At 66.5% G+C, this 24,951-nt stretch carries 13 protein-coding genes, 1 tRNA gene and 3 rRNA genes; 13 read left to right on the top strand and 4 right to left on the bottom strand.

Annotated features, from left to right (window positions below; translation table 11 throughout):
• Window positions 1-15: 15 nt before the first annotated feature.
• A complete protein-coding gene (gene eccCa / locus OG293_RS08470) occupies window positions 16-3,969 on the bottom strand; it encodes a type VII secretion protein EccCa (protein WP_405998151.1) in 3,954 nt (1,317 codons plus the stop codon).
• Between the two features lie 185 nt (window positions 3,970-4,154).
• On the opposite strand from eccCa, the gene eccD reads away from it, so the two are divergent.
• From eccD to OG293_RS08440, 6 genes are all read left to right on the top strand, one after another.
• Window positions 4,155-5,630, top strand: coding sequence for a type VII secretion integral membrane protein EccD (gene eccD, locus OG293_RS08465; protein WP_405998150.1), 1,476 nt, complete (start codon window positions 4,155-4,157; stop codon window positions 5,628-5,630).
• Window positions 5,631-5,864: 234 nt separating this feature from the next.
• Window positions 5,865-6,155 carry a 30S ribosomal protein S15 gene (rpsO, locus tag OG293_RS08460; RefSeq protein ID WP_215096097.1) on the top strand — a complete coding sequence of 97 codons (291 nt, stop codon included), beginning with the start codon at window positions 5,865-5,867 and terminating at the stop codon, window positions 6,153-6,155.
• Window positions 6,156-6,416: 261 nt separating this feature from the next.
• Window positions 6,417-8,648, top strand: a complete 2,232-nt coding sequence (locus tag OG293_RS08455; protein WP_405998149.1) for a polyribonucleotide nucleotidyltransferase — start codon at window positions 6,417-6,419, stop codon at window positions 8,646-8,648.
• On the top strand, window positions 8,645-10,024 hold the full coding sequence (locus OG293_RS08450) for a M16 family metallopeptidase (protein ID WP_405998148.1): 1,380 nt from the start codon (window positions 8,645-8,647) through the stop codon (window positions 10,022-10,024). Before OG293_RS08455 ends, OG293_RS08450 begins: the two co-directional genes overlap by 4 nt.
• Before the next feature lie 60 nt (window positions 10,025-10,084).
• A complete protein-coding gene (gene dapB, locus OG293_RS08445) occupies window positions 10,085-10,837 on the top strand; it encodes a 4-hydroxy-tetrahydrodipicolinate reductase (protein WP_405998147.1) in 753 nt (250 codons plus the stop codon).
• A gap of 5 nt (window positions 10,838-10,842) precedes the next feature.
• Window positions 10,843-11,298 (top strand): hypothetical protein, encoded by a 456-nt coding sequence (locus OG293_RS08440; protein WP_405998146.1) that lies wholly within the window; start codon window positions 10,843-10,845, stop codon window positions 11,296-11,298.
• Between the two features lie 35 nt (window positions 11,299-11,333).
• Here the strand turns inward: OG293_RS08440 and OG293_RS08435 are convergent, their stop codons facing one another.
• Both OG293_RS08435 and OG293_RS08430 read right to left on the bottom strand, forming a co-directional pair.
• Window positions 11,334-11,882, bottom strand: coding sequence for a hypothetical protein (locus OG293_RS08435; protein WP_405998145.1), 549 nt, complete (start codon window positions 11,880-11,882; stop codon window positions 11,334-11,336).
• A gap of 95 nt (window positions 11,883-11,977) precedes the next feature.
• Window positions 11,978-12,217 carry a hypothetical protein gene (locus OG293_RS08430; RefSeq protein ID WP_405998144.1) on the bottom strand — a complete coding sequence of 80 codons (240 nt, stop codon included), beginning with the start codon at window positions 12,215-12,217 and terminating at the stop codon, window positions 11,978-11,980.
• A gap of 183 nt (window positions 12,218-12,400) precedes the next feature.
• Here OG293_RS08430 and thyX point away from each other — a divergent pair, with 183 nt between their 5' ends.
• The 7 genes from thyX (at window position 12,401) to OG293_RS08395 (ending at window position 22,075) form a co-directional block, all read left to right on the top strand.
• Window positions 12,401-13,141, top strand: a complete 741-nt coding sequence (thyX, locus tag OG293_RS08425) for an FAD-dependent thymidylate synthase (RefSeq protein WP_405998143.1) — start codon at window positions 12,401-12,403, stop codon at window positions 13,139-13,141.
• A 208-nt stretch (window positions 13,142-13,349) separates the two neighbouring features.
• Window positions 13,350-14,249, top strand: a complete 900-nt coding sequence (dapA, locus tag OG293_RS08420; RefSeq protein ID WP_405998142.1) for a 4-hydroxy-tetrahydrodipicolinate synthase — start codon at window positions 13,350-13,352, stop codon at window positions 14,247-14,249.
• A gap of 133 nt (window positions 14,250-14,382) precedes the next feature.
• Window positions 14,383-16,068 (top strand): ribonuclease J, encoded by a 1,686-nt coding sequence (locus tag OG293_RS08415; RefSeq protein ID WP_405998141.1) that lies wholly within the window; start codon window positions 14,383-14,385, stop codon window positions 16,066-16,068.
• A gap of 519 nt (window positions 16,069-16,587) precedes the next feature.
• Window positions 16,588-18,113 (top strand): 16S ribosomal RNA (locus tag OG293_RS08410).
• A 301-nt stretch (window positions 18,114-18,414) separates the two neighbouring features.
• A 23S ribosomal RNA gene (locus OG293_RS08405) occupies window positions 18,415-21,539 on the top strand.
• 86 nt (window positions 21,540-21,625) lie between these two features.
• Window positions 21,626-21,742: ribosomal RNA gene (gene rrf / locus OG293_RS08400) — 5S ribosomal RNA — on the top strand.
• The 16S, 23S and 5S rRNA genes sit together here with 1 tRNA gene alongside, the layout of an rRNA operon.
• Before the next feature lie 260 nt (window positions 21,743-22,002).
• A tRNA-Thr gene (locus OG293_RS08395) sits at window positions 22,003-22,075 on the top strand.
• A gap of 64 nt (window positions 22,076-22,139) precedes the next feature.
• Here OG293_RS08395 and OG293_RS08390 read toward each other — a convergent pair.
• Window positions 22,140-24,797, bottom strand: a complete 2,658-nt coding sequence (locus tag OG293_RS08390) for a SpoIIE family protein phosphatase (protein ID WP_405998140.1) — start codon at window positions 24,795-24,797, stop codon at window positions 22,140-22,142.
• Window positions 24,798-24,951: the final 154 nt, after the last annotated feature.

Below are 24,951 nucleotides of genomic sequence, written 5' to 3'. Positions count from 1 at the left end.
AGGTGCGCGACCACCCTACTGCTCCGGCATCCACCCGAGTTGAACAAGCGGCGCACCCCGCTTGCGCGACACGAACGTGCCACGCCCCGGAGGCATCGGCCGGGCCCGCACATTGCCGAGGATGTCGCCCTCGCCCGGGTCGCCCGACAGGATGACGCCCTGTGCGCCCAGCTCCTTGATGCGCTGCATGAACGACTCGTACATCGCCCGGGAGGCTCCGGCCTGACTGCGCGCGATGATGAACCGGATGCCGACGTCACGGGCGAACGGCAGATTCTCCACCAGCGCCGACAGCGGATTGCCGGAGTTGGTGGCGACCAGCTCGTAGTCGTCGATCAGCACGAACAGCTGCGGTCCCGTCCACCAGCTGCGGTCGCGCAGCTGCTGCGGAGTGATGTCCGGCTTCGGCGCGCGCTTGCCCATGACCGTGTTGATGGCGTCCATGTGCATCTCCATCGCGGACGTCATTGGCGCGTACTCCAGGAGATGCGACGACGGTACGGCCTCCAGCATCGTGCGCCGGTAGTCGCCGACCACGATCCGGGCCTGCTCCGGGGTGTAGCGCTCGGTGATCTGCTTGGCGATCAGCCGCAGCAGCGCCGTCTTGCCGGACTCGCTCTCGCCGAAGATCAGGAAGAACGGATCCGTCTCGAAGTCGACGAACACCGGCTCCAGGTTCGTCTCGTCGATACCGATCGCGATGCCGTGCTGCGGGTACTCGAACCCCTTGGGCAGCTGCTCGGCCGGCAGCCGGCGCGGCAGCAGACGGATCGCCGGCGCGGGGGCGCCCGCCCAGTTCGACTTCACCGCCCGCACGAAAGCCGCGGTGCCTTCCGACAGGTCGCCCGAGCTGCTGATCGAGTCGATACGCGGCAGAGCCGTCATGAAGTGCAGCTTCTCCGGGACCTGGCCGCGGCCCGGCACACCCGGCGGCACGTTCGCCGCGACCTTGCGGTCGAACTCGGAGTCCATGACATCACCGAGGCGCAGTTCGAGGCGGCCCAGCATCTGGTCCTTGAGCGCCGCGCGGACCTCCATGTACCGGGCGGCGGTGATGACGACATGGATGCCGTAGCCGAGACCGCGCGCCGCGAGGTCGGCGACGACCGGCTCCAGCATCTCGTAGTCGTTCTTGAAGCCGCCCCAGCCGTCGATGACCAGGAAGACGTCTCCCCATGCCTCGCCGGGCAGTTCACCCGCGGCCCGCTTGCGCCGGTAGGTGCCGATGGAGTCGATGCCGTTGGCGCGGAAGAACTCCTCGCGCCGGTTCAGCACGCCCATCACCTCCGCGACCGCACGCCGCACCCGCTCGGGGTCGAGGCGCGAAGCGATCCCGCCCACATGGGGCAGGTCGGCCAGCGAGGTCAGACCGCCACCGCCGAAGTCCAGCGCGTAGAACTGCACCTCGCCCGGCGTGTGGGTGAGCGCGAACGAGGAGATCAGCGTCCGCATCAGCGTCGACTTGCCGGACTGCGGACCGCCGACGACCATCATGTGGCCCGCGGCACCGGAGAAGTCCCGGTAGAGCACCTCGCGGCGCTGCTCGAAGGGCTTGTCGATGAGGCCGAGCGGGACGGTGAGACCGCCCGGGCGGGTGTACTCGGTCGCGGTGAGACCGCGCTCGGCGGTCGGCGCGAGTCCCGGAAGCAACTGGTCGAGCGTGGGCGCCTGCTCCAGCGGCGGCAGCCACACCTGGTGCGCGGGCACGCCCTGGCCCTCCAGACGGCGCACGATCACATCGAGGACCGTGTCCGCGAGCGCCTCGTCCCCGGCGGCATGCGCCGCGGCCGTCCCGGCCGGGTCGGGAGCCGCGTACACCACGGGCACAGGGGCCGCGGTGAAGACCACGGGCAGCCGTTCGATGGGCAGATGCCCCACCGACGTCTCCGGCACTCCGGTGCGGTACGTGCCGGAGACGTACGCCGCCTTGAAGCGGGTCATCTCGTCCGTGCCGAACTTCAGATAGCCGGAGCCGGGCACCGACGGCAGGTGGTACGCGTCGGGCACACCGATCGCCGTACGCGACTCCGCCGCCGAGAAGGTCCGCAGACCGATCCGGTACGAGAGATAGGTGTCCAGGCCGCGCAGCTTGCCCTCCTCCAGGCGCTGTGACGCCAGCAGCAGATGCACACCCAGCGAACGGCCGATGCGGCCGATCTGGATGAACATGTCGATGAAGTCGGGCTTGGCGGTGAGGAGTTCGGAGAACTCGTCCAGAACGAGGACCAGCGAGGCGAGCGGCTCCAGCGGAGCACCGGCCGCGCGGGCCTTCTCGTAGTCGTGGATGTTCGCGTAGTTGCCGGACTTGTGCAGCAGCTCCTGCCGCCGCTGGAGCTCTCCGCGGATCGCGTCGCCCATGCGGTCGACCAGTGTCAGGTCGTCGGAGAGGTTGGTGATCACGGCGGCGACGTGCGGCATCTGCGACATGCCCGCGAACGTCGCACCGCCCTTGAAGTCCGCGAGGACGAAGTTGAGCGTCTCCGAGGAGTGCGTGACCGCGAGGCCGAGGACCAGTGTGCGCAGCAGTTCCGACTTGCCGGAACCGGTCGCGCCGACGCACAGACCGTGCGGGCCCATGCCCTCCTGCGCGGCCTCCTTGAGGTCCAGCATCACCGGCTGGCCGTCCTCGCCGACACCGATCGGCACGCGCAGCCGCTCGGCAACCGAACGCGGCCGCCAGGTGCGGGCCACATCGACACCGGCCGCGTCGCCCAGGTTCAGCAGATCCGTGAAGTCCAGATTGGCGAGCAGCGGTTCGTCGTCGTCGCCTCCGCCCATCCGCAACGGCGCCAGCTGACGCGCGAGCGCCTCGGCGGCCGGCAGCGAGATCCCGTCCGGCACTCCCTCGTACGCCACCCGGTGGCCGGACTCCAGGCGCAGCCGGCCGGGACGCACGACCACCGAAAGACCGCCGCGCGGCTCGTCCAGATCCCCGGAGACGACCTCGACGATGGTGACGCCCTGCAAGCCCTCGGCCGCCGCGAACAGCGAGTCCGCAGGCACCATGCCGCCGTCGAGGACGACCACGATGTGCGGCTGGTCCAACACCGGCTGGTTCTCCCGGCTGAACCGCGGCCGGCCGTCGAGCCGGCCGTGCAGCAGCTGCTCCAGCTCACCGAGGTCGTCGCCGAACAGCCGCTTCGTACCGGCGCCGTCCACCTGACCGGGTACCTGCGTGTGCGGCAGCCACTTCGTCCAGTCCCAGCGCGCGACCGCGCCCGGCGCCGCCACCACCGCGACCACCAGGTCCTCGGGGGAGTGCAGCGTCACCAGTTGGGAGACCAGCGCGCGCGCCGCGGACTGCGCGGACTCCGGCTCTCCGGAGACCGTCACGTGGTAGAAGGCGCGCATCGAGACCGCCATCGGCAGCCCGTCCAACGAGCCGTGCACCGCGAGGAACTGCTGCATCGCACCGGCGGCCAGCGGCTCCAGTTCATCCACCGGCGCGGTGTCCGGCGCTATGAGGGGAGTTGCCAGCTGCTGCGCGCCGAGCCCGACCCGCACCTGGCCGAAGTCCTTGTCGCCCACCCGGCGTTCCCACACCCGTGAGCCCTCGGCCACCACGGACCAGAGCTGTTCGGGGGAGGGGTGCAGATACAGCTGGGCGTCGCGCTGCTTGCGCGCGGTCTTGCGGACCGTACGCCGTGTCTGGGCAAGGTATTTGAGGTAGTCGCGACGGACATCAGCCATTTGCCCCTGCGTACCGCGACGGAATCTGACGACCTGGGCGACGACCATCGCGACGGTCGAGACCAGCATCAGAACACCCATGATCCGCATGAAGGGCGGCGCCTGGGGAGAGAAGAAGAAGACCACCGAAGAGCTCATGCCGAGCACCGGCAGGATCTGCATCAGCATGCCCTCCTGCTGCCCTCGCGGCAGCTCCGGAGGAGCCTCAAGAGCCAGCTCATCCATGGGCACTTCAGGCGGCAGTGACCTCGGCGGGCGTTTGACGACGATCTGGCTCACCGGAGCATCAATCCCTCGTTACGGATGGAAGAGGGACGGCCGGATTCGGCGCCGACGCCCCCGTGACGGCCTTTGCTGCGGACTTCCCTCCGCGCGACGGTGATCCTACGTGCAGGCCCATCGGGCGCGTCCCGGTAGGGTGGCGCGCGCAGTGTGCGCAACCGCGAATCAGGGGGACCAGACACGTGAGTACGACCGCAGCGACCGGCTTCTGCCGCGTCACCGTCGTGGCGCCTGACAGCCGTATCGATGTCGCCCTCCCGGAGGACATCGCCGTCGCTGACGTCTACCCGGAGATTCTGCGTCTCACCGGCCAGACCCAGACTCCGGGAACTCCCACCGGATACCACCTGGTCCGCCGCGACGGCACTGTGCTCGACGGCGCCCGGTCGCTCTCCGCGCAGCAGGTACTCGACGGTGAAGTACTCAGCCTGCGCCCCTTCGCGGAGTCCCTGCCGCCCGCCGTCTTCGACGACGTGTCAGACGCCGTCGCCTCCGCCGTCACCCGTGACCGGCATCTGTGGAGCGACGAACTCCTGCGCGGGGCGGGCCTGGTGGGCGGTGTCCTGCTGCTGGTCCTGATGGGCTTCGTGCTCTGGTTCGCCGACCCGGTCCGTCACGACATGCACAGCCTGCCCGGCATCATCGCGGGCGCGGCAGGGCTGTTGCTCACCGCCTTCGCGGGTGTGCGCGCCCGGGTCTACTCCGACCGCGCCACCGCCGTCGCCCTCGGACTCGGCGCCCTGCCGATGCTGCTGATCGCCGGCTCCGGCATCATCGGCCCGGACGCCGGCCAGGGCCCCGGCAAGCTGCAGTTCCTGCTCGGCTGTGTCACCGTCCTGGTCGCCTCCGTCAGTCTCGTCGCGCTGACCCCGAGCGGCGACGCCCCCTTCGTCGCCGCCACCTTCCTCGGTGCCACCGGCACCCTCGCCACCTTCGTCGCGATCCTCACGGAGGCCTCCGCCACCGAGACCGCCTCCGCCGTCGCCCCGGTCGCCATCGGCCTGGTCGCTTTCCTGCCCGGTCTCTCCGCCCGCTTCGCCCGGCTGCCCATCGGCTACGCATCGCCACGCAGCGCCACGGAGGGTTACGACGACATCCCGGGCGACCCGAACGAGGCCCCCGAGGCCCAGCCTGTTGACGGCGAGCGGATCGCCGCCCAGGCCCGCCGCGGCCACGAGATGCTGCTCGGCCTGGTCGGCGGCTGCGCCGCGGTCGTCGTCGGCTGCGCCGCCGTGCTCGGTTTCTCCGGCAGCGTGTGGGGCCAGCTCCTCGCCCTCTCCGCCGGTCTGGCGATGCTGCTGCGCGCCCGTCTCTTCCGCTACACCTCGCAAGTCGCCTGCACCCTGGTCGCCGGCATCGCGGCGGTCGCGCTGCTGATCCTCGGCCTGTCCCTGAATCCGCCCGTCGACCTCGTCAAGGATCTCCTGATGTACGGGGACCGCGGCGGCCTCGACATCCGTACGATCTGGCTCACCGCGGCCCTCGCCGCCGGTGCCGCCCTGATCACCGCGATCGGCCTGGTCATCCCGAAGAAGGGCCTGTCACCCTTCTGGGGCCGGCTGCTCGACCTCACCGAGGGTGCCGTCCTGCTCTCGCTGGTCCCGCTCTGCCTGGCCGTGCTCGACGTCTTCAACGCGGCCCGCTCCCTGACCAGCTAGGTCCCCATCCGGCCTGATCGCCCGGACAGGACCCAGGAACAGGTACTGGACCGCCCGTCAAGAGGGACGCGGAGGGCTGGTACGCTGTGTGACGGCCGTTTGTGTACGCGATTCCCGGAATCTCGGATTCTGGGTGCAGCGCTCATCGGACCTTCGCCTCCGAGTCACGGAAGCTCCCCTGAGATCAAGACCAGGGGCACTCGTGGGCGCATCGAACACCCAGAGGAGTACCGAGTGTCTCTCGACGCCGCTACGAAGAAGCAGATCATGTCCGAGTTCGGCACCAAGGAGGGCGACACCGGCTCCCCCGAGGTGCAGGTCGCGATGCTCTCCCGCCGTATCTCGGACCTGACCGAGCACCTCAAGACGCACAAGCACGACCACCACTCCCGCCGTGGTCTGCTGATCCTGGTGGGCCAGCGTCGCCGTCTGCTGCAGTACCTGGCCAAGAAGGACATCCAGCGCTTCCGTGCGCTGGTCGACCGCCTCGGCATCCGCCGCGGTGCGGCCGGCGGCGCCAAGTAAGACGCCGTGAAGGGAGCGGTTCCCACTCTGAGGGGGCCGCTCCCTTTGCTGTACGTGCGCGACGTACCGGACGGCAATTAGTCTGGTCGCACAACGCAATACCGAACGAGAAGCCGCCTCACCGCCGCCGGTCCTCGGTAGTGGCCCCCGGAGAACCACACCCCGGGTGCTTCGATCGAAGACCGGCCCGCAGAACGAGGGCTTCTCGGCCACCGTCCTCCGCCACACGGGCGAGGGGACGAAGACGAGGAGAAAACGCTAGTGGAGAACGAGACCCACTACGCCGAGGCCGTCATTGACAACGGTTCCTTCGGCACCCGCACCATCCGCTTCGAGACGGGCCGTCTGGCCCGTCAGGCCGCCGGCTCCGCCGTGGCCTACCTGGACGACGACACCATGGTGCTGTCGGCCACCACCGCTTCCAAGAAGCCCAAGGACCAGCTCGACTTCTTCCCCCTGACGGTGGACGTCGAGGAGCGGATGTACGCAGCCGGCAAGATTCCCGGCTCCTTCTTCCGTCGTGAGGGCCGGCCCTCCGAGGACGCGATCCTCACCTGCCGCCTGATCGACCGCCCGCTGCGCCCGTCCTTCAAGAAGGGCCTGCGCAACGAAATCCAGGTCGTCGAGACGATCATGGCGCTCAACCCCGACCACCTGTACGACGTGGTCGCGATCAACGCCGCCTCCTGCTCCACGCAGCTGGCCGGCCTGCCCTTCTCCGGCCCGATCGGCGGCACCCGTGTCGCGCTGATCAAGGGCCAGTGGGTCGCTTTCCCGACGCACACCGAGCTTGAGGACGCCGTCTTCGACATGGTGGTCGCCGGTCGCGTCCTGGAGGATGGCGACGTCGCGATCATGATGGTCGAGGCCGAGGCCACCGAGAAGACCATCGAGCTCGTCAAGGGCGGCGCCGAGGCGCCGACCGAGGAGGTCGTGGCCGCCGGTCTCGAGGCCGCGAAGCCCTTCATCAAGACCCTCTGCAAGGCGCAGTCGGACCTCGCCGCCAAGGCCGCCAAGCCGACCGGTGAGTTCCCGATCTTCCTGGACTACGAGGACGACGTCCTCGAGGCCCTCTCCGCCGCGGTCAAGAGCGAGCTCGCCCAGGCGCTCACCATCGCCGGCAAGCAGGAGCGCGAGGCCGAGCTGGACCGCGTCAAGGCGCTGGCCGGCGAGAAATTGCTCCCGCAGTTCGAGGGCCGCGAGAAGGAGATCTCCGCCGCGTACCGCTCGCTGACCAAGACCCTGGTGCGCGAGCGCGTCATCAAGGAGAAGGTCCGCATCGACGGCCGTGGCGTCACGGACATCCGTACGCTCGCCGCCGAGGTCGAGGCCATCCCGCGCGTGCACGGTTCGGCGCTGTTCGAGCGTGGCGAGACCCAGATCCTGGGCGTCACCACCCTGAACATGCTCCGGATGGAGCAGCAGCTGGACACCCTCTCCCCGGTGACCCGCAAGCGCTACATGCACAACTACAACTTCCCGCCGTACTCCACCGGTGAGACCGGCCGCGTCGGTTCGCCGAAGCGCCGCGAGATCGGCCACGGCGCCTTGGCCGAGCGGGCGCTCGTGCCGGTGCTGCCGACGCGCGAGGAGTTCCCGTACGCCATCCGCCAGGTCTCCGAGGCGCTGAGCTCCAACGGCTCCACGTCGATGGGCTCGGTCTGCGCCTCCACCATGTCGCTGCTGAACGCCGGTGTGCCGCTCAAGGCCCCCGTCGCCGGTATCGCCATGGGTCTGATCTCCCAGGAGATCGAGGGCGAGACCCACTACGTCACCCTCACCGACATCCTCGGTGCGGAGGACGCGTTCGGTGACATGGACTTCAAGGTCGCCGGTACGAAGACCTTCGTCACCGCGCTCCAGCTCGACACCAAGCTCGACGGCATCCCCGCCTCGGTCCTGGCCGCCGCGCTGAAGCAGGCCCGCGACGCCCGCCTCCACATCCTCGATGTGATGAACGAGGCCATCGACGTCCCGGACGAGATGTCCCCCAACGCCCCGCGGATCATCACCGTCAAGATCCCGGTGGACAAGATCGGTGAGGTCATCGGCCCCAAGGGCAAGATGATCAACCAGATCCAGGAGGACACCGGCGCCGACATCACGATCGAGGACGACGGCACCATCTACATCGGTGCCGCCGACGGCCCGGCCGCCGAGGCCGCCCGCGCCACGATCAACGGCATCGCCAACCCGACCATGCCGGAGGTCGGCGAGCGCTACCTGGGCACGGTCGTCAAGACGACCACGTTCGGTGCGTTCGTGTCCCTGCTCCCGGGCAAGGACGGCCTGCTGCACATCTCGCAGATCCGCAAGCTCGCCGGTGGCAAGCGCGTGGAGAACGTCGAGGACGTGCTCGCGGTCGGCGCCAAGGTGCAGGTCGAGATCGCCGAGATCGACTCGCGCGGCAAGCTCTCCCTGATCCCCGTGATCGAGGGCGAGGAGTCCGCGTCCGAGGGTGACTCCGAGAACAAGGACGACGCCGCCAAGTGACGTCCCGTAGTTCCAGGACGACGGCCCGCACCTCTTCGGAGGCGCGGGCCGTCGCCCGTACCCAAACGCTCCTCAAGGGCGAGAACGGCATCGGCACCGTCCGGCGCACCGTCCTCCCCGGCGGCCTGCGGGTCGTCACCGAGACCCTGCCCTCCGTACGCTCCGCGACCTTCGGGATCTGGGCGAACGTCGGCTCCCGTGACGAGACGCCGTCCCTCGGCGGCGCCACGCACTACCTGGAGCACCTCCTCTTCAAGGGCACGCGACGGCGCTCCGCCCTGGACATCTCCTCGGCGATCGACGCGGTCGGCGGGGAGATGAACGCCTTCACGGCGAAGGAGTACACCTGCTACTACGCGCGGGTCCTCGACACGGACCTGCCGCTCGCCATCGATGTCGTCTGCGACATGCTCACCGGCTCCCTGATCCTCCAGGAGGACGTCGACGCCGAGCGGGGAGTCATCCTCGAAGAGATCGCGATGACCGAGGACGACCCGGGCGACTGTGTGCACGATCTGTTCGCGCACACCATGTTCGGCGACACCCCCCTCGGCCGCCCGGTCCTCGGCACCGTCGACACGGTCAACGCGCTGACCGCCGATCGCGTCCGCCGCTTCTACAAGAAGCACTACGACCCCACCCACCTGGTCGTCGCCGCCGCGGGCAACATCGACCACACCACGGTCGTACGCCAGGTCCGCAGGGCCTTCGAGAAGGCCGGCGCCCTCACCCGTACGGACGCCGTCCCGACGCCTCCGCGTGACGGAGTGCGCGCCCTGCGCACCGCGGGCCGCGTCGAACTGCTCAACCGCAAGACCGAGCAGGCCCACGTCGTGCTCGGCATGCCGGGCCTCGCCCGCACCGACGAGCGCCGCTGGGCGCTCGGCGTGCTGAACACCGCCCTCGGCGGCGGCATGTCCTCACGTCTGTTCCAGGAGGTACGGGAGAAGCGAGGCCTCGCCTACAGCGTGTACTCGTACACCTCGGGCTTCGCCGACACCGGCCTCTTCGGGGTCTACGCGGGCTGTCGGCCCAGCCAGGTCCACGACGTCCTGAAGATCTGCCGTGACGAGCTCGACCGGGCCGCCACGGACAGTCTGTCGGACGAGGAGATCGGGCGAGCGGTCGGCCAGCTCTCCGGCTCCACGGTGCTGGGGCTTGAGGATACGGGCGCGCTGATGAACCGTATCGGCAAGAGCGAACTGTGCTGGGGCACGCAGATGTCCGTCGACGACATGCTCGCGCGGATAGCCGCCGTCACTCCCGACGAGGTGCGTGCCGTGGCGGCCGACGTGCTGGGGCAGCGGCCCTCGCTGTCGGTGATCGGCCCCCTGAAGGACAAGCAGGCGGACCGCCTCCACGAAGCCGTCTCCTAGAAGCTGTGTCCTAGAAGGTGTCTTCCGGAAGCGGTCCCTCAAGAAAAGGGAAGTAAGGCAATGAGCAAGCTGCGCGTGGCCGTCCTCGGGGCCAAGGGCCGTATCGGCTCGGAAGCGGTACGAGCCGTCGAGGCCGCCGACGACATGGAACTGGTCGTGGCGCTCGGCAGGGGCGACAAGCTGGAGGCCCTGGTGGACTCCGGCGCCCAGGTCGTGGTCGAGCTGACCACCCCGGCCTCGGTGATGGGCAACCTCGACTTCTGCGTACGCCACGGCATCCACGCGGTCGTCGGCACCACTGGCTGGACGGACGAACGCCTCGCGCAGCTGAACACCTCGCTCGCCGCATCGCCGCAGACGGGTGTGCTCATCGCCCCGAACTTCTCGATCGGCGCCGTCCTCACGATGAAGTTCGCCCAGCAGGCCGCGCGCTTCTTCGAGTCCGTCGAGGTCGTCGAACTGCATCACCCGAACAAGGCCGACGCCCCGAGCGGCACCGCGACCCGCACCGCCCAGCTGATCGCGGCGGCGCGCGCGGAGGCGGGCAGCGCCCCGCAGCCCGACGCGACCGTCACCGCACTGGACGGCGCCCGGGGCGCGGACGTCGACGGTGTCCCCGTGCACGCCGTCCGGCTGCGCGGTCTCCTCGCCCACCAGGAGGTCCTGCTGGGCGCCGAGGGCGAGACGCTCACCATCCGGCACGACTCGCTGCACCACAGCAGCTTCATGCCCGGCATCCTGCTCGGCGTCCGCCGTGTGGTGTCCGCGCCAGGCCTCACCTTCGGTCTCGAACACTTCCTCGACCTGGGCTGACGGCCATGGGCGGAAAGATCACGTACTTCTTCCTCGCCACCGTGCTGGTGCTTGTCTTCGGCGTGGTGGCGATGGAAGGCGTCCTGCTCCTGCTCACCGGTGAGCCTGCGGCCATGGGCATGGGCGCGGTGGCGTTCCTGCTGCCGTTCATCGGGGGCTGGTTCCTCTGGCACAACACGAGCTTCGCGCGCAATGCGCATCGCCTGGCTCGTGAGCTGGAGGCCGAGGGCGGCCTGCCGGCCGAGGAGTCGGCGCGGACGCACGGCGGCCGTATCGACCGCGACGCGGCCGACGAGACCTTCGCCAAGAGGCGGGCCGAGACCGAGGATTCACCGGACGACTGGCGCTGCTGGTTCCGTCTCGCCGTCGCCTATCACGACGCCCGGGACACCCCGCGCGCCCGCAAGGCCATGCAGCGGGCGATCGCACTGCACGACCGCCCGGCGGTATCGAGCCCCTGAGCCGTTTGCCGAGTCGTTCCGGCGGGAGCACGGGGTCAGGCTCCGCGGTACTCCGAGCCCCACGCCTCGACCGTGTCGGCCGCGCGGTCGAACGCCTCGGTGCGCGAGAGGAAATCCGCGTTGTGATCGGTCAGCAGGGGCAGCGGCTCCCCGCCCTGGCGTACGACGACGAGCGCCTGCCCCTGGACCGTGCGCGGCAGCCCGAGCCAGCGCACCGGCTGCTGCACGGTGCGTACGGCCGACGCGTGGTTCCACGGCATCGTGGTGGTCGCGAAGAAGGCGACGCGCCGTAGCCCGTGCCGGCTGACCCAGACGCCCATCCGCAGCAGCCGCAGCGCGGCGAAGATGACCGCGAGCCCCACGCCCAGACAGGCGCCCGCTCCCGGCAGCTCACCGGCGAACGCGATGATCATCGCCGCGATCAGCACGAACGAGGCGAGGAGCAGCAACAACGCCGCCGCGCAGACCCGCCACGGACCCGGACGGTACGGACGCCGCCAGTGGTCGTGATCGTCGAAGGGCAGCGCGACGTCGTCCGTGGTCGTGTCAAACGCACGGTCGGCCGTCAGGAAGGGCAGGGGCACGACTGATCCTCACTCACCAGCACACTCGATTGGGCTGTGACGGGTGAGGCTACCGAGGCGACCACGGACCGACCACCCCAGGGGGGCCGTACGAGTCAGTGCCCCCGGGACGCCTCGGACTTCTGTGAATGTCCCTGAGCCTGGCCGGAATCCAGGGCGGGGACCCCGAGGAGCAGGGCTCCGACGAGTCCGCAGACCATGGTCAGCCCGATCAGGCTGCGGCTTGCGAGGTCGGACCTGCTGGGGCGTTCACGGGGTGGGGGAGTGACGTTACTGCGGAAGCGGTCGGCCTCGGCGACGAATGCGAACGGGACGGCCTCTCGCCGGCGGAACATCAGGAACACTCTCCTTGGCATCGCATGATTGTGGGGTTCTACTGGTACTGACGTAAGAAGCAGCCGTTTGGTGCCATCGATCGTGCCTTCGACGGGGAATCAGCCGAAGGGGCCAGAGGCACTGGCGGAGCGTTCCGTCGTTAAAGTGGGCGCCGCCTAAGCGTTCAACCGGAAGGACCCCTGGTGCCCGACACCCCCGCCGAGACAGCCACGCCCAGTTTCCGCAGCGATGTCACCGTCGAGCTGGTGAAGCACACCGCCGCCGACTCCGACGTGCTGTGGGCCGCCCGCGTCTCCACGGCAGGCGAGCAGTCTCTGGAGGAGCTCCAGAAGGACCCGGAGCGCTCGAAGGGACTGATCAACTACCTGATGCGGGACCGCCACGGCAGCCCCTTCGAGCACAACTCGATGACCTTCTTCATCAGCGCCCCGATCTTCGTCTTCCGCGAGTTCATGCGGCACCGCGTGGGCTGGTCCTACAACGAGGAGTCCGGCCGCTACCGCGAGCTCCAGCCGGTCTTCTACGTCCCGGGGCAGAACCGCAAGCTGGTCCAGGAAGGCCGCCCCGGCAAGTACGTCTTCATCGACGGGTCCCCCGCGCAGCACAAGGTCGTCTCCGACGCGATGGTGGACTCGTACCGCCGCTCGTACGAGACGTACCAGGAGATGCTCGCCGAGGGCATCGCCCGCGAGGTCGCCCGCGCGGTCCTCCCCGTCGGCCTGTTCTCCTCCATGTACGCCACCTGCAACGCCCGCTCGCTGATGCACTTCCTCGGACTGCGCACCCAGCACGAGCTGGCGGCGGTCCCGTCCTTCCCGCAGCGCGAGATCGAGATGGTCGGCGAAAAGATGGAGCAGCACTGGGCGCAGCTCATGCCGCTCACATACGCCGCCTTCAACGCCAACGGCCGCGTTGCCCCTTAGGGCACAGCAGTCCCATAGAGCACAGGTGTACGCATTGGCACGGCGAAGTGTCCGCATTGCGGTGTTTCATGAAGTTCATCTAGGCTGATCAAACGGACCCGGCACTGCTTGAACCCCCGAGCAGGCAGTGCCGGGCTCCTCATGCCACGTCGTACGTCACGTCCCCCTAGGGGACACTGCGTGCTGAGCAGCGAGTAGCGTGTTACCCATGGCTCCGATCTCCACTCCGCAGACCCCCTTCGGGCGGGTCCTCACCGCCATGGTCACGCCCTTCACGGCTGACGGCGCACTCGACCTCGCCGGCGCACAGCGTCTGGCCGCCCATCTGGTGGACGCAGGCAACGACGGCCTGATCATCAATGGCACCACCGGTGAGTCGCCGACCACCAGCGACGCGGAGAAAGACCAGCTCGTACGGGCCGTACTGGAAGCCGTCGGAGACCGAGCCCACGTCGTCGCCGGTATCGGCACCAACGACACCCGCCACAGCGTCGAGCTCGCCCGCACCGCCGAACGCTCCGGCGCACACGGCCTGCTCGCCGTCACGCCGTACTACAACAAGCCTCCACAGGAGGGCCTGTACCGTCACTTCTCGGCCATCGCTGACGCGACGGAACTGCCCGTCATGCTGTACGACATCCCCGGGCGCAGCGGCGTTCCGATCGACACCGAAACCCTGGTGCGCCTCGCCGATCACCCGCGTATCGTCGCCAACAAGGACGCCAAGGGAGACCTCGGCCGCGCCAGCTGGGCCATCGCCCGCAGCGGACTCGCCTGGTACTCCGGCGACGACATGCTCAACCTCCCGCTGCTCTCGGTCGGCGCCGTCGGCTTCGTCTCCGTCGTGGGCCATGTCGTGACCCCGGAGCTCCGCGCCCTCGTGGACGCCCATGTCAACGGCGACGTCCAGAAGGCCACCGAGATCCACCAGCGACTCCTCCCGGTCTTCACCGGGATGTTCCGCACCCAGGGCGTCATCACCACCAAGGCGGCACTGGCGCTCCAGGGCCTCCCGGCCGGACCGCTCCGGCTGCCCCTTGTGGAGCTCTCCCCGGAAGAAACCGCGCAGCTCAAGATCGACCTCGCGGCCGGTGGGGTACAGCTCTAAACACGGACTTCACAACTGAATACGCGAAGAAATCCGGCCCCGAAGCGGTCGGACCCAGACAACGGCAAGTGCACGAATGTCATGTACGCCACGTGCCGAAGCGGTACGTGGCGTGCGTGGTGAGGAGAGTCTTTTGAGTCATCCGCATCCTGAACTCGGCGCCCCGCCGAAGCTTCCCAAGGGCGGCCTGCGCGTCACCCCACTCGGCGGTCTCGGTGAGATCGGCCGGAACATGACGGTCTTCGAGTACGACGGCCGACTGCTTATCGTCGACTGCGGCGTCCTCTTCCCCGAGGAGGAGCAGCCCGGAATCGATCTGATCCTGCCGGACTTCACCACCCTGCGGGAGCGCCTGGACGACATCGACGGGATCGTGCTCACGCACGGCCACGAGGACCACATCGGCGGCGTCCCGTTCCTGCTCCGCCTGAAGCCGGACATCCCGCTGATCGGCTCCAAGCTGACCCTCGCGCTGATCGAGGCGAAGCTTCAGGAGCACCGCATCCGCCCCTACACCCTCGAAGTCACCGAGGGCCACCGTGAGCGGATCGGTCCCTTCGACTGCGAATTCATCGCGGTCAACCACTCCATCCCGGACGCGCTGGCCGTCGCCATCCGCACCCCCGCGGGCATGGTCGTCCACACCGGCGACTTCAAGATGGACCAGCTCCCGCTGGACCGTCGCCTGACCGACCTGCACGCATTCGCGCGGCTCAGCGAGGAGGGCATCGACCTGCTGCTCTCGGACTCGACCAACGCCGAGGTCCCGGGCTTCGTTCCGCCCGAGCGCGACATCTCGAACGTCCTGCGCACGGTCTTCGCGAACGCCCAGAAGCGCATCATCGTGGCCAGCTTCGCCAGCCACGTGCACCGCATCCAGCAGATCCTCGACGCGGCACACGAATACGGCCGCCGGGTCGCCTTCGTCGGCCGCTCGATGGTCCGCAACATGGGCATCGCCCGCGACCTGGGCTACCTCCGGGTCCCGGCCGGCCTCGTCGTCGACGTCAAGACGCTCGACGACCTCCCGGACCACGACGTCGTCCTCGTCTGTACGGGTTCCCAGGGTGAGCCGATGGCGGCGTTGTCCCGAATGGCCAACCGAGACCACCAGATCCGTATCGTCCAGGGCGACACGGTGATCCTGGCGTCGTCCCTCATCCCGGGTAACGAGAACGCGGTCTACCGCGTGATCAACGGCCTGTCCCGCTGGGGCGCAAACGTCGTCCACAAGGGCAACGCCAAGGTCCATGTCTCGGGTCACGCATCGGCCGGCGAGCTGCTGTACTTCTACAACATCTGCAAGCCGAAGAACCTGATGCCGGTCCACGGTGAATGGCGCCATCTGCGCGCCAACGCCGAACTCGGCGCACTGACGGGTGTCCCCAAGGACCACATCGTCATCGCGGAGGACGGAGTCGTCGTCGACCTCGTCGACGGCAAGGCCAGGATCGTCGGCAAGGTCCAGGCCGGGTATGTGTACGTCGACGGACTCTCGGTCGGCGATGTCACCGAGCCCGTCCTCAAGGACCGCCGCATCCTGGGCGACGAGGGCATCATCTCGGTCTTCGTGGTGGTCGACTCCACCACGGGCAAGGTGGTGGGCGGCCCGCACATCCACGCCCGCGGCTCCGGCATCGAGGACGCCGCGTTCAGCGCGGTGCTCCCGAAGATCGAGGAAGCCATCGGGAAGTCGGCGGCCGACGGTGTCGCCGAGCCGCACCAGCTGCAGCAACTCGTCCGCCGCACGGTGGGCAAGTGGGTGTCCGACACATACCGCCGGCGCCCGATGATCCTTCCCGTCGTCGTCGAGGTCTGACGCCGTCGATCCAGGAGCGGAGCCCCCGATTTGCGTCGGGGAGCTCCGCTCCAGTACGTTTGCGGCTCCGCCTGAACGGGACCCGGCACACTCGTGTGTTCGGAACAGTTCCTGAACGGGGCGGGAATTCCGACTCAGAATCTCTGATAAAGTCGGTTCAGCCGAAAGGCAAAAGGCCTTCCAACGGCCACTGGATTCGAATTCCTCACCGGAAACGGAATGGAAACAGAGTCTGGTAGGGTTGGAAACGCAAGACCGAAGGGAAGCGCCCGGAGGAAAGCCCGAGAGGGTGAGTACGAAGGAAGCGTCCGTTCCTTGAGAACTCAACAGCGTGCCAAAAGTCAACGCCAGATATGTTGATACCCCGTCTCTGCTTCGGCAGGGCGTGGTTCCTTTGAAAGTCCTATCTTGGCCCTTTGGGCGGGTAGGCAATGACACAGCGAGGACGCTGTGAACAGTCGGTCTTATTCCGACCGGCTGTTCCGCTCTTGTGGTGTTCATCCCGATTACGGGAAAACATTCATGGAGAGTTTGATCCTGGCTCAGGACGAACGCTGGCGGCGTGCTTAACACATGCAAGTCGAACGATGAAGCCCTTCGGGGTGGATTAGTGGCGAACGGGTGAGTAACACGTGGGCAATCTGCCCTTCACTCTGGGACAAGCCCTGGAAACGGGGTCTAATACCGGATACCACTCTTCCTCGCATGGGGAGGGGTTGAAAGCTCCGGCGGTGAAGGATGAGCCCGCGGCCTATCAGCTTGTTGGTGGGGTGATGGCCTACCAAGGCGACGACGGGTAGCCGGCCTGAGAGGGCGACCGGCCACACTGGGACTGAGACACGGCCCAGACTCCTACGGGAGGCAGCAGTGGGGAATATTGCACAATGGGCGAAAGCCTGATGCAGCGACGCCGCGTGAGGGATGACGGCCTTCGGGTTGTAAACCTCTTTCAGCAGGGAAGAAGCGAAAGTGACGGTACCTGCAGAAGAAGCGCCGGCTAACTACGTGCCAGCAGCCGCGGTAATACGTAGGGCGCAAGCGTTGTCCGGAATTATTGGGCGTAAAGAGCTCGTAGGCGGCTTGTCACGTCGGATGTGAAAGCCCGGGGCTTAACCCCGGGTCTGCATTCGATACGGGCTAGCTAGAGTGTGGTAGGGGAGATCGGAATTCCTGGTGTAGCGGTGAAATGCGCAGATATCAGGAGGAACACCGGTGGCGAAGGCGGATCTCTGGGCCATTACTGACGCTGAGGAGCGAAAGCGTGGGGAGCGAACAGGATTAGATACCCTGGTAGTCCACGCCGTAAACGTTGGGAACTAGGTGTTGGCGACATTCCACGTCGTCGGTGCCGCAGCTAACGCATTAAGTTCCCCGCCTGGGGAGTACGGCCGCAAGGCTAAAACTCAAAGGAATTGACGGGGGCCCGCACAAGCAGCGGAGCATGTGGCTTAATTCGACGCAACGCGAAGAACCTTACCAAGGCTTGACATATACCGGAAAGCATCAGAGATGGTGCCCCCCTTGTGGTCGGTATACAGGTGGTGCATGGCTGTCGTCAGCTCGTGTCGTGAGATGTTGGGTTAAGTCCCGCAACGAGCGCAACCCTTGTTCTGTGTTGCCAGCATGCCCTTCGGGGTGATGGGGACTCACAGGAGACTGCCGGGGTCAACTCGGAGGAAGGTGGGGACGACGTCAAGTCATCATGCCCCTTATGTCTTGGGCTGCACACGTGCTACAATGGCCGGTACAAAGAGCTGCGATGCCGTGAGGCGGAGCGAATCTCAAAAAGCCGGTCTCAGTTCGGATTGGGGTCTGCAACTCGACCCCATGAAGTCGGAGTTGCTAGTAATCGCAGATCAGCATTGCTGCGGTGAATACGTTCCCGGGCCTTGTACACACCGCCCGTCACGTCACGAAAGTCGGTAACACCCGAAGCCGGTGGCCCAACCCCTTGTGGGAGGGAGCTGTCGAAGGTGGGACTGGCGATTGGGACGAAGTCGTAACAAGGTAGCCGTACCGGAAGGTGCGGCTGGATCACCTCCTTTCTAAGGAGCACTTCTTACCAGGCCTGGCCTGGTCAGAGGCCAGTTCATCGGCGAATGTCCGGTGCTGGTTGCTCATGGGTGGAACGTTGACTATTCGGCACGGTTGGTTGGGATCACTAGTACTGCTTCGGCGTGGAACGTGTGTCTTCGACTGGTCGTGCCGGGCGCGCTGTTGGGTGTCTGAGGGTGCGAGCGTGAGCTCGTCCTTCGGGATGCCGGTCCCAGTGAACTCGCCTGATGGGGTGGGGTGATGGGTGACTGGTCGTTGTTTGAGAACTGCACAGTGGACGCGAGCATCTGTGGCCAAGTTTTTAAGGGCGCACGGTGGATGCCTTGGCACCAGGAACCGATGAAGGACGTGGGAGGCCACGATAGTCCCCGGGGAGCCGTCAACCAGGCTTTGATCCGGGGGTTTCCGAATGGGGAAACCCGGCAGTCGTCATGGGCTGTCACCCGCTGCTGAACACATAGGCAGTGTGGAGGGAACGAGGGGAAGTGAAACATCTCAGTACCCTCAGGAAGAGAAAACAACCGTGATTCCGGGAGTAGTGGCGAGCGAAACCGGATGAGGCCAAACCGTATGCGTGTGATACCCGGCAGGGGTTGCGCATGCGGGGTTGTGGGATCTCTTTTTCACGGTCTGCCGGCTGTGAGACGAGTCAGAAACCGTTGATGTAGGCGAAGGACATGCGAAAGGTCCGGCGTAGAGGGTAAGACCCCCGTAGCTGAAACATCAACGGCTCGTTTAAGAGACACCCAAGTAGCACGGGGCCCGAGAAATCCCGTGTGAATCTGGCGGGACCACCCGTTAAGCCTAAATATTCCCTGGTGACCGATAGCGGATAGTACCGTGAGGGAATGGTGAAAAGTACCGCGGGAGCGGAGTGAAATAGTACCTGAAACCGTGTGCCTACAAGCCGTGGGAGCGTCGGACATCAAGCTTGCTTGGTGTCTCGTGACTGCGTGCCTTTTGAAGAATGAGCCTGCGAGTTTGCGGTGTGTTGCGAGGTTAACCCGTGTGGGGAAGCCGTAGCGAAAGCGAGTCCGAATAGGGCGATTCAGTAGCGCGCTCAAGACCCGAAGCGGAGTGATCTAGCCATGGGCAGGTTGAAGCGGAGGTAAGACTTCGTGGAGGACCGAACCCACCAGGGTTGAAAACCTGGGGGATGACCTGTGGTTAGGGGTGAAAGGCCAATCAAACTCCGTGATAGCTGGTTCTCCCCGAAATGCATTTAGGTGCAGCGTCGTGTGTTTCTTGCCGGAGGTAGAGCACTGGATAGGCGATGGGCCCTACCGGGTTACTGACCTTAGCCAAACTCCGAATGCCGGTAAGTGAGAGCGCGGCAGTGAGACTGTGGGGGATAAGCTCCATGGTCGAGAGGGAAACAGCCCAGAGCATCGACTAAGGCCCCTAAGCGTACGCTAAGTGGGAAAGGATGTGGAGTCGCAGAGACAACCAGGAGGTTGGCTTAGAAGCAGCCACCCTTGAAAGAGTGCGTAATAGCTCACTGGTCAAGTGATTCCGCGCCGACAATGTAGCGGGGCTCAAGCGTACCGCCGAAGTCGTGTCATTCACGCATATATCCCCAACGGGAGTGTGGATGGGTAGGGGAGCGTCGTGTGCCGGGTGAAGCCGCGCCGGAAGGCAGTGGTGGACGGTTCACGAGTGAGAATGCAGGCATGAGTAGCGATACACACGTGAGAAACGTGTGCGCCGATTGACTAAGGGTTCCTGGGTCAAGCTGATCTGCCCAGGGTAAGTCGGGACCTAAGGCGAGGCCGACAGGCGTAGTCGATGGACAACCGGTTGATATTCCGGTACCCGCTTTGAAACGCCCAGTATCGAGCCCATTAATGCTAAGGCCGTGAAGCCGCCCTGATCTCTTCGGAGTTGAGGGGAGTGGTGGAGCCGCCGGCCCAAGGTGGTAGTAGGTAAGCGATGGGGTGACGCAGGAAGGTAGTCCAGCCCGGGCGGTGGTTGTCCCGGGGTAAGGGTGTAGGCCGTGTGATAGGCAAATCCGTCACACATGGGGCTGAGACCTGATGCCGAGCCGATTGTGGTGAAGTGGATGATCCTATGCTGTCGAGAAAAGCCTCTAGCGAGTTTCATGGCGGCCCGTACCCTAAACCGACTCAGGTGGTCAGGTAGAGAATACCGAGGCGTTCGGGTGAACTATGGTTAAGGAACTCGGCAAAATGCCCCCGTAACTTCGGGAGAAGGGGGGCCATCACTGGTGAGAGCACTTGCTGCTTGAGCTGGGGGTGGCCGCAGAGACCAGCGAGAAGCGACTGTTTACTAAAAACACAGGTCCGTGCGAAGCCGTAAGGCGATGTATACGGACTGACGCCTGCCCGGTGCTGGAACGTTAAGGGGACCGGTTAGTCACATTTCGGTGTGGCGAAGCTGAGAACTTAAGCGCCAGTAAACGGCGGTGGTAACTATAACCATCCTAAGGTAGCGAAATTCCTTGTCGGGTAAGTTCCGACCTGCACGAATGGCGTAACGACTTCTCGACTGTCTCAACCATAGGCCCGGTGAAATTGCACTACGAGTAAAGATGCTCGTTTCGCGCAGCAGGACGGAAAGACCCCGGGACCTTTACTACAGTTTGATATTGGTGTTCGGTTCGGCTTGTGTAGGATAGGTGGGAGACTGTGAAGCGGCCACGCCAGTGGTTGTGGAGTCGTCGTTGAAATACCACTCTGGTCGTGCTGGATGTCTAACCTGGGTCCGTGATCCGGATCAGGGACAGTGTCTGATGGGTAGTTTAACTGGGGCGGTTGCCTCCCAAAGGGTAACGGAGGCGCCCAAAGGTTCCCTCAGCCTGGTTGGCAATCAGGTGTTGAGTGTAAGTGCACAAGGGAGCTTGACTGTGAGACCGACGGGTCGAGCAGGGACGAAAGTCGGGACTAGTGATCCGGCGGTGGCTTGTGGAAGCGCCGTCGCTCAACGGATAAAAGGTACCCCGGGGATAACAGGCTGATCTTCCCCAAGAGTCCATATCGACGGGATGGTTTGGCACCTCGATGTCGGCTCGTCGCATCCTGGGGCTGGAGTCGGTCCCAAGGGTTGGGCTGTTCGCCCATTAAAGCGGTACGCGAGCTGGGTTTAGAACGTCGTGAGACAGTTCGGTCCCTATCCGCTGTGCGCGTAGGAGTCTTGAGAAGGGCTGTCCCTAGTACGAGAGGACCGGGACGGACGAACCTCTGGTGTGCCAGTTGTCCTGCCAAGGGCATGGCTGGTTGGCTACGTTCGGAAAGGATAACCGCTGAAAGCATCTAAGCGGGAAGCCTGCTTCGAGATGAGGACTCCCACCCCCTTTGAGGGGTTAAGGCTCCCAGTAGACGACTGGGTTGATAGGCCAGATGTGGAAGCCCCGCAAGGGGTGGAGCTGACTGGTACTAATAGGCCGAGGGCTTGTCCTCAGTTGCTCGCGTCCACTGTGTTGGTTCTGAAACAACGAACTGTCGAGTCCCCATGGCCGGGACTCCGGTGAACAGTTTCATAGTGTTTCGGTGGTCATTGCGTTAGGGAAACGCCCGGTTACATTCCGAACCCGGAAGCTAAGCCTTTCAGCGCCGATGGTACTGCAGGGGGGACCCTGTGGGAGAGTAGGACGCCGCCGAACAATCATTGTGGGAAAGCCCCGCACCTTCTGGTGCGGGGCTTTTCTGCGTTCAGGACCGTTCCACGGTTCGGAATGGCACGGTCTCCTGGCTCCGACGCCGGGGACGGTCGCGGGTGCTCGGGGTCTGTCGCCCGGCGAGTCGCCCGCCCGTCACCGTGACACCGGGTGGCAGGAAGCCAGTTGGCCGTACAGCGGCCCAGGTGGTTCAAAGCAACCGCCTGTTCGGGGTATGATCTATCCCGTTGCCGCAGCGCAGCATTGCCCCAATAGCTCAGTCGGTAGAGCGTCTCCATGGTAAGGAGAAGGTCTACGGTTCGATTCCGTATTGGGGCTCGGTACAGAAGCAGGCCCCCGCCAAGTGGCGGGGGCCTGCTTCGTGTTCAGCTCCGATTGGTGTTCAGCTCCGGGGGGTCTCGGGCTCCGGGACGCGCATCGCGAGGATGGCCATGTCGTCGGAGGCCGGTTCGGCGGCGAAGCGTTCGACCGCGCGCAGCACGCGGGAGGCGACCGCGCCGGCGGTGAGGCCCGTGCAGTTCGTGAGGACGTCGCTGAGGCCGTCGTCGCCCAGCATGCGCGTGCCCTCGCGCCGTTCAGTGACGCCGTCGGTGACGCAGAGCAGGACGTCGCCGGGGTCGAGGGTCACCATCTGCTCGTACAGCTCAAGATCCTCCATGACGCCGAGGAGCGGCTGAGGTTCGGCCGCCGGTTCGACCGTGCCGTCCTGGCGCAGGCGCAGCGGGAGGGGGTGGCCTGCGCAGACGACCTTGAGGACCGCGCTGCCGTCCTCCTGTGGCCACAGCTCGCCGTAAAGGAGCGTCAGGAAGCGGCTGCGGGCGCCTTCGTCGAGGATCGCCGCGTTGAGGCGCTCCAGGACGGCGGGACCGCCGAAGCCTTCACGGGCGAGGAGGCGCAGGGCGTGACGGGCGAGGCCGGTGACGGCAGCGGCTTCCGGTCCCGTGCCGCAGACATCGCCGATGGCGAAGCCGTACGCGCCGTCGCGGATGGGGAAGAGGTCGTAGAAGTCGCCGCCGACTTCGTTGCCTTCGCCGGCCGCTCGGTAGATGACCTCGACCTCGACGCCGGGAACATGGGGGAGCTCCGGCGGCAGGAGGCTGCGCTGGAGGGACTGGCTGATGGCCACCCGCTCGGAGTACAGACGGGCGTTGTCGAGGGCGAGGGCCGCTCGTCGGGAGAGGTCCTCGGCCAGTTCCAGGATCTCCTGGCGGAAGTGGTCGTCGGATGGCTTGCCGAGGGTCAGCATGCCGATGACGCGATTGCGTGCCACCAGGGGGAGAACGACCGTCTCGCCTCCGACGGCCGCGGCCGTCGCGAGGGTGGTGCCGATCCCGGAGGAGACAGGGGGAGATGAGCCGAGGCCCAGTTCGCGCCGGGAGGAGCGCAGGGCAGCGCGATGGGCGGCTTCCGCGGGTGCCGCCCAGACGCGTGCTCCGGGTGTGGGCACCGGCTCCGGGGGGTCGATCTTGGAGAGGAGGGCCTTGAGGCCGTCGATCCTCTCCTCGTCCTCGTGGAGCACATAGCTGAGGTACGGCTCCGAGGCCTGGTCCGCGATGGTGTAGACGGCGCACCAGGTGGCGAGGGTGGGGACCGTCATCTGAGCCATCAGGGCCAGTGTCTGGTCGCGGTCGAGGGTCCCGGCGAGCAGGTCGGAAGCCTCGACGAGGAAGGAGAGGGAGCCCCGGCGCAGCCGTTCCAGTTCGCCGAGCCGGGCCGATTCGACGGCCAGGGCGATGCGGTCGGCGGCGAACTGGAGGCGCAGGGCCTCCTCGTTGGAGTAGCGGCAAGCAGACTCGGCGGCGACGCCCAGGGAGCCGGTGAGGCGGCCCTCGACCTTCAGCGGGACGGTGACGACCGAGCGCATGCCGGTGGAGTTGAGCAGGGGAACAGCTCCCGGAACGGCCGCCAGGTCCTCGTGGACGGCGGGCATCCGGGCCGAGCCGTACCGGCCGGTGCCGGCCTCGACGGGGACGCGGGCGAAGCGCTGGCGGGCGGAGGGCAGTCCGGTGGTGGCCCGTACTTCCAGCTCGGTCTCGTCGTCGGTGGCCAGCAGCAGGAACGCGGCGTCGCCGTCGAGCATGTCGCGGGCGCGTTCGACAGTGCGCTGGAGGAGGCCGTCGAGATCGTCGGGCGCGGGGGAGCCGATGAACACCTCGAAGGGGTCCGTGGAACGGCTCTCGGCGCCGGTGTCGGTGACGGGGGCGCGCTGCGGTGTCTGGATGACCGCGCGTTCGTCGTCGCGTACGAGAAGGCAGACGGTGGAGGGCTCGCCGTTGTTGTCCCTGACCCGGAGGTGGGAGGCGTAGACGGGGACGACCCGGCCGTCGGTGCCGCGGATGCCGTAGCTGCCTTCCCAGCGGGAGAGTCGGAGCGCCTCGGCGATGCCGGTACCGATGCCCGGGGTATGGGGCCAGGCCGCGAAGTCGGTGAGGGGCTTGCCGACGACCTGGTCGGCCGGGTAGCCGAAGAGGTGCTCGGCGTCCTCGTTCCAGACGGAGATCGAGCCGGAGCGGTCGATCTGGGTGACGGCGACGCGTACGCGCTCGTCGGCGACGGGAAGCAAGGGGGTGGGCAGGACCGGGCCGGCGGAGCGTGTGCCCACCGGCCGTTGGGGGAGGTCGAGTTGGAACCACACCTGCTTGTGGGTGGGGGTGTACTCGACGCCCCAGCGGGAGGCGAGGGCCGCGCAGAGGAGCAGGCCGCGGCCGTTTTCCCGGTCGGGGCTGACGATGATCCGGCCGGTACCCTGGAGCGGGATCTCCCGCTCGGGATAGCGGTCGCCGACCTCGACCCGTACACCATCCTCGGAGCGCAGGCACAGGACGTCGGCGGCGGTGCCCGCATGCACGACGGCGTTGGTGACCAGTTCGCTGGTGAGGACGACGGCGTCGTCGACGACATCGGCGTATCCCCAACCCTGCAGGGTGTCGCGGACGAAAGCGCGGGCGGTCGCCACGGACCGCCCGACAGGGTCGAAGCTGGCAGCCGCCCGCGCGGTGATCACAGAACTCCTCGTACGCGTCTCGCCCGGCTCTGCCATGATTCGGCCTGCCCCTCCCGGTGCCCGGTGGTAGTACTCGCTCCACGCCGCCCCCGCCGGGCGGACCGGGGCGGTTGGACAGCCGGATGCCAGGTTACTTACCTTCGCTGTCCGAGTGGATGCCGGTCGAGGCTGTTTCCGCCTACCGGGGGTG

The sequence above is a fragment of the Streptomyces sp. NBC_00829 genome, from assembly GCF_045161795.1.
Taxonomy (GTDB): Bacteria; Actinomycetota; Actinomycetes; order Streptomycetales; family Streptomycetaceae; genus Streptomyces.
The sequence above is the reverse complement of the archived record's forward strand: the minus strand, read 5'-3'. Positions and strand labels throughout refer to the sequence as shown.

Excerpts from the sequence above, each read along its gene's own strand:
- dapA (WP_405998142.1), top strand. The coding sequence starts at position 13,350 with ATGGCTCCGATCTCCACTCCGCAGACCCCCTTCGGGCGGGTCCTCACC.
- OG293_RS08430 (WP_405998144.1), bottom strand. The coding sequence starts at position 12,217 with ATGTTCCGCCGGCGAGAGGCCGTCCCGTTCGCATTCGTCGCCGAGGCC.
- dapB (WP_405998147.1), top strand. The coding sequence starts at position 10,085 with ATGAGCAAGCTGCGCGTGGCCGTCCTCGGGGCCAAGGGCCGTATCGGC.
- OG293_RS08390 (WP_405998140.1), bottom strand. The coding sequence starts at position 24,797 with ATGGCAGAGCCGGGCGAGACGCGTACGAGGAGTTCTGTGATCACCGCG.
- OG293_RS08440 (WP_405998146.1), top strand. The coding sequence starts at position 10,843 with ATGGGCGGAAAGATCACGTACTTCTTCCTCGCCACCGTGCTGGTGCTT.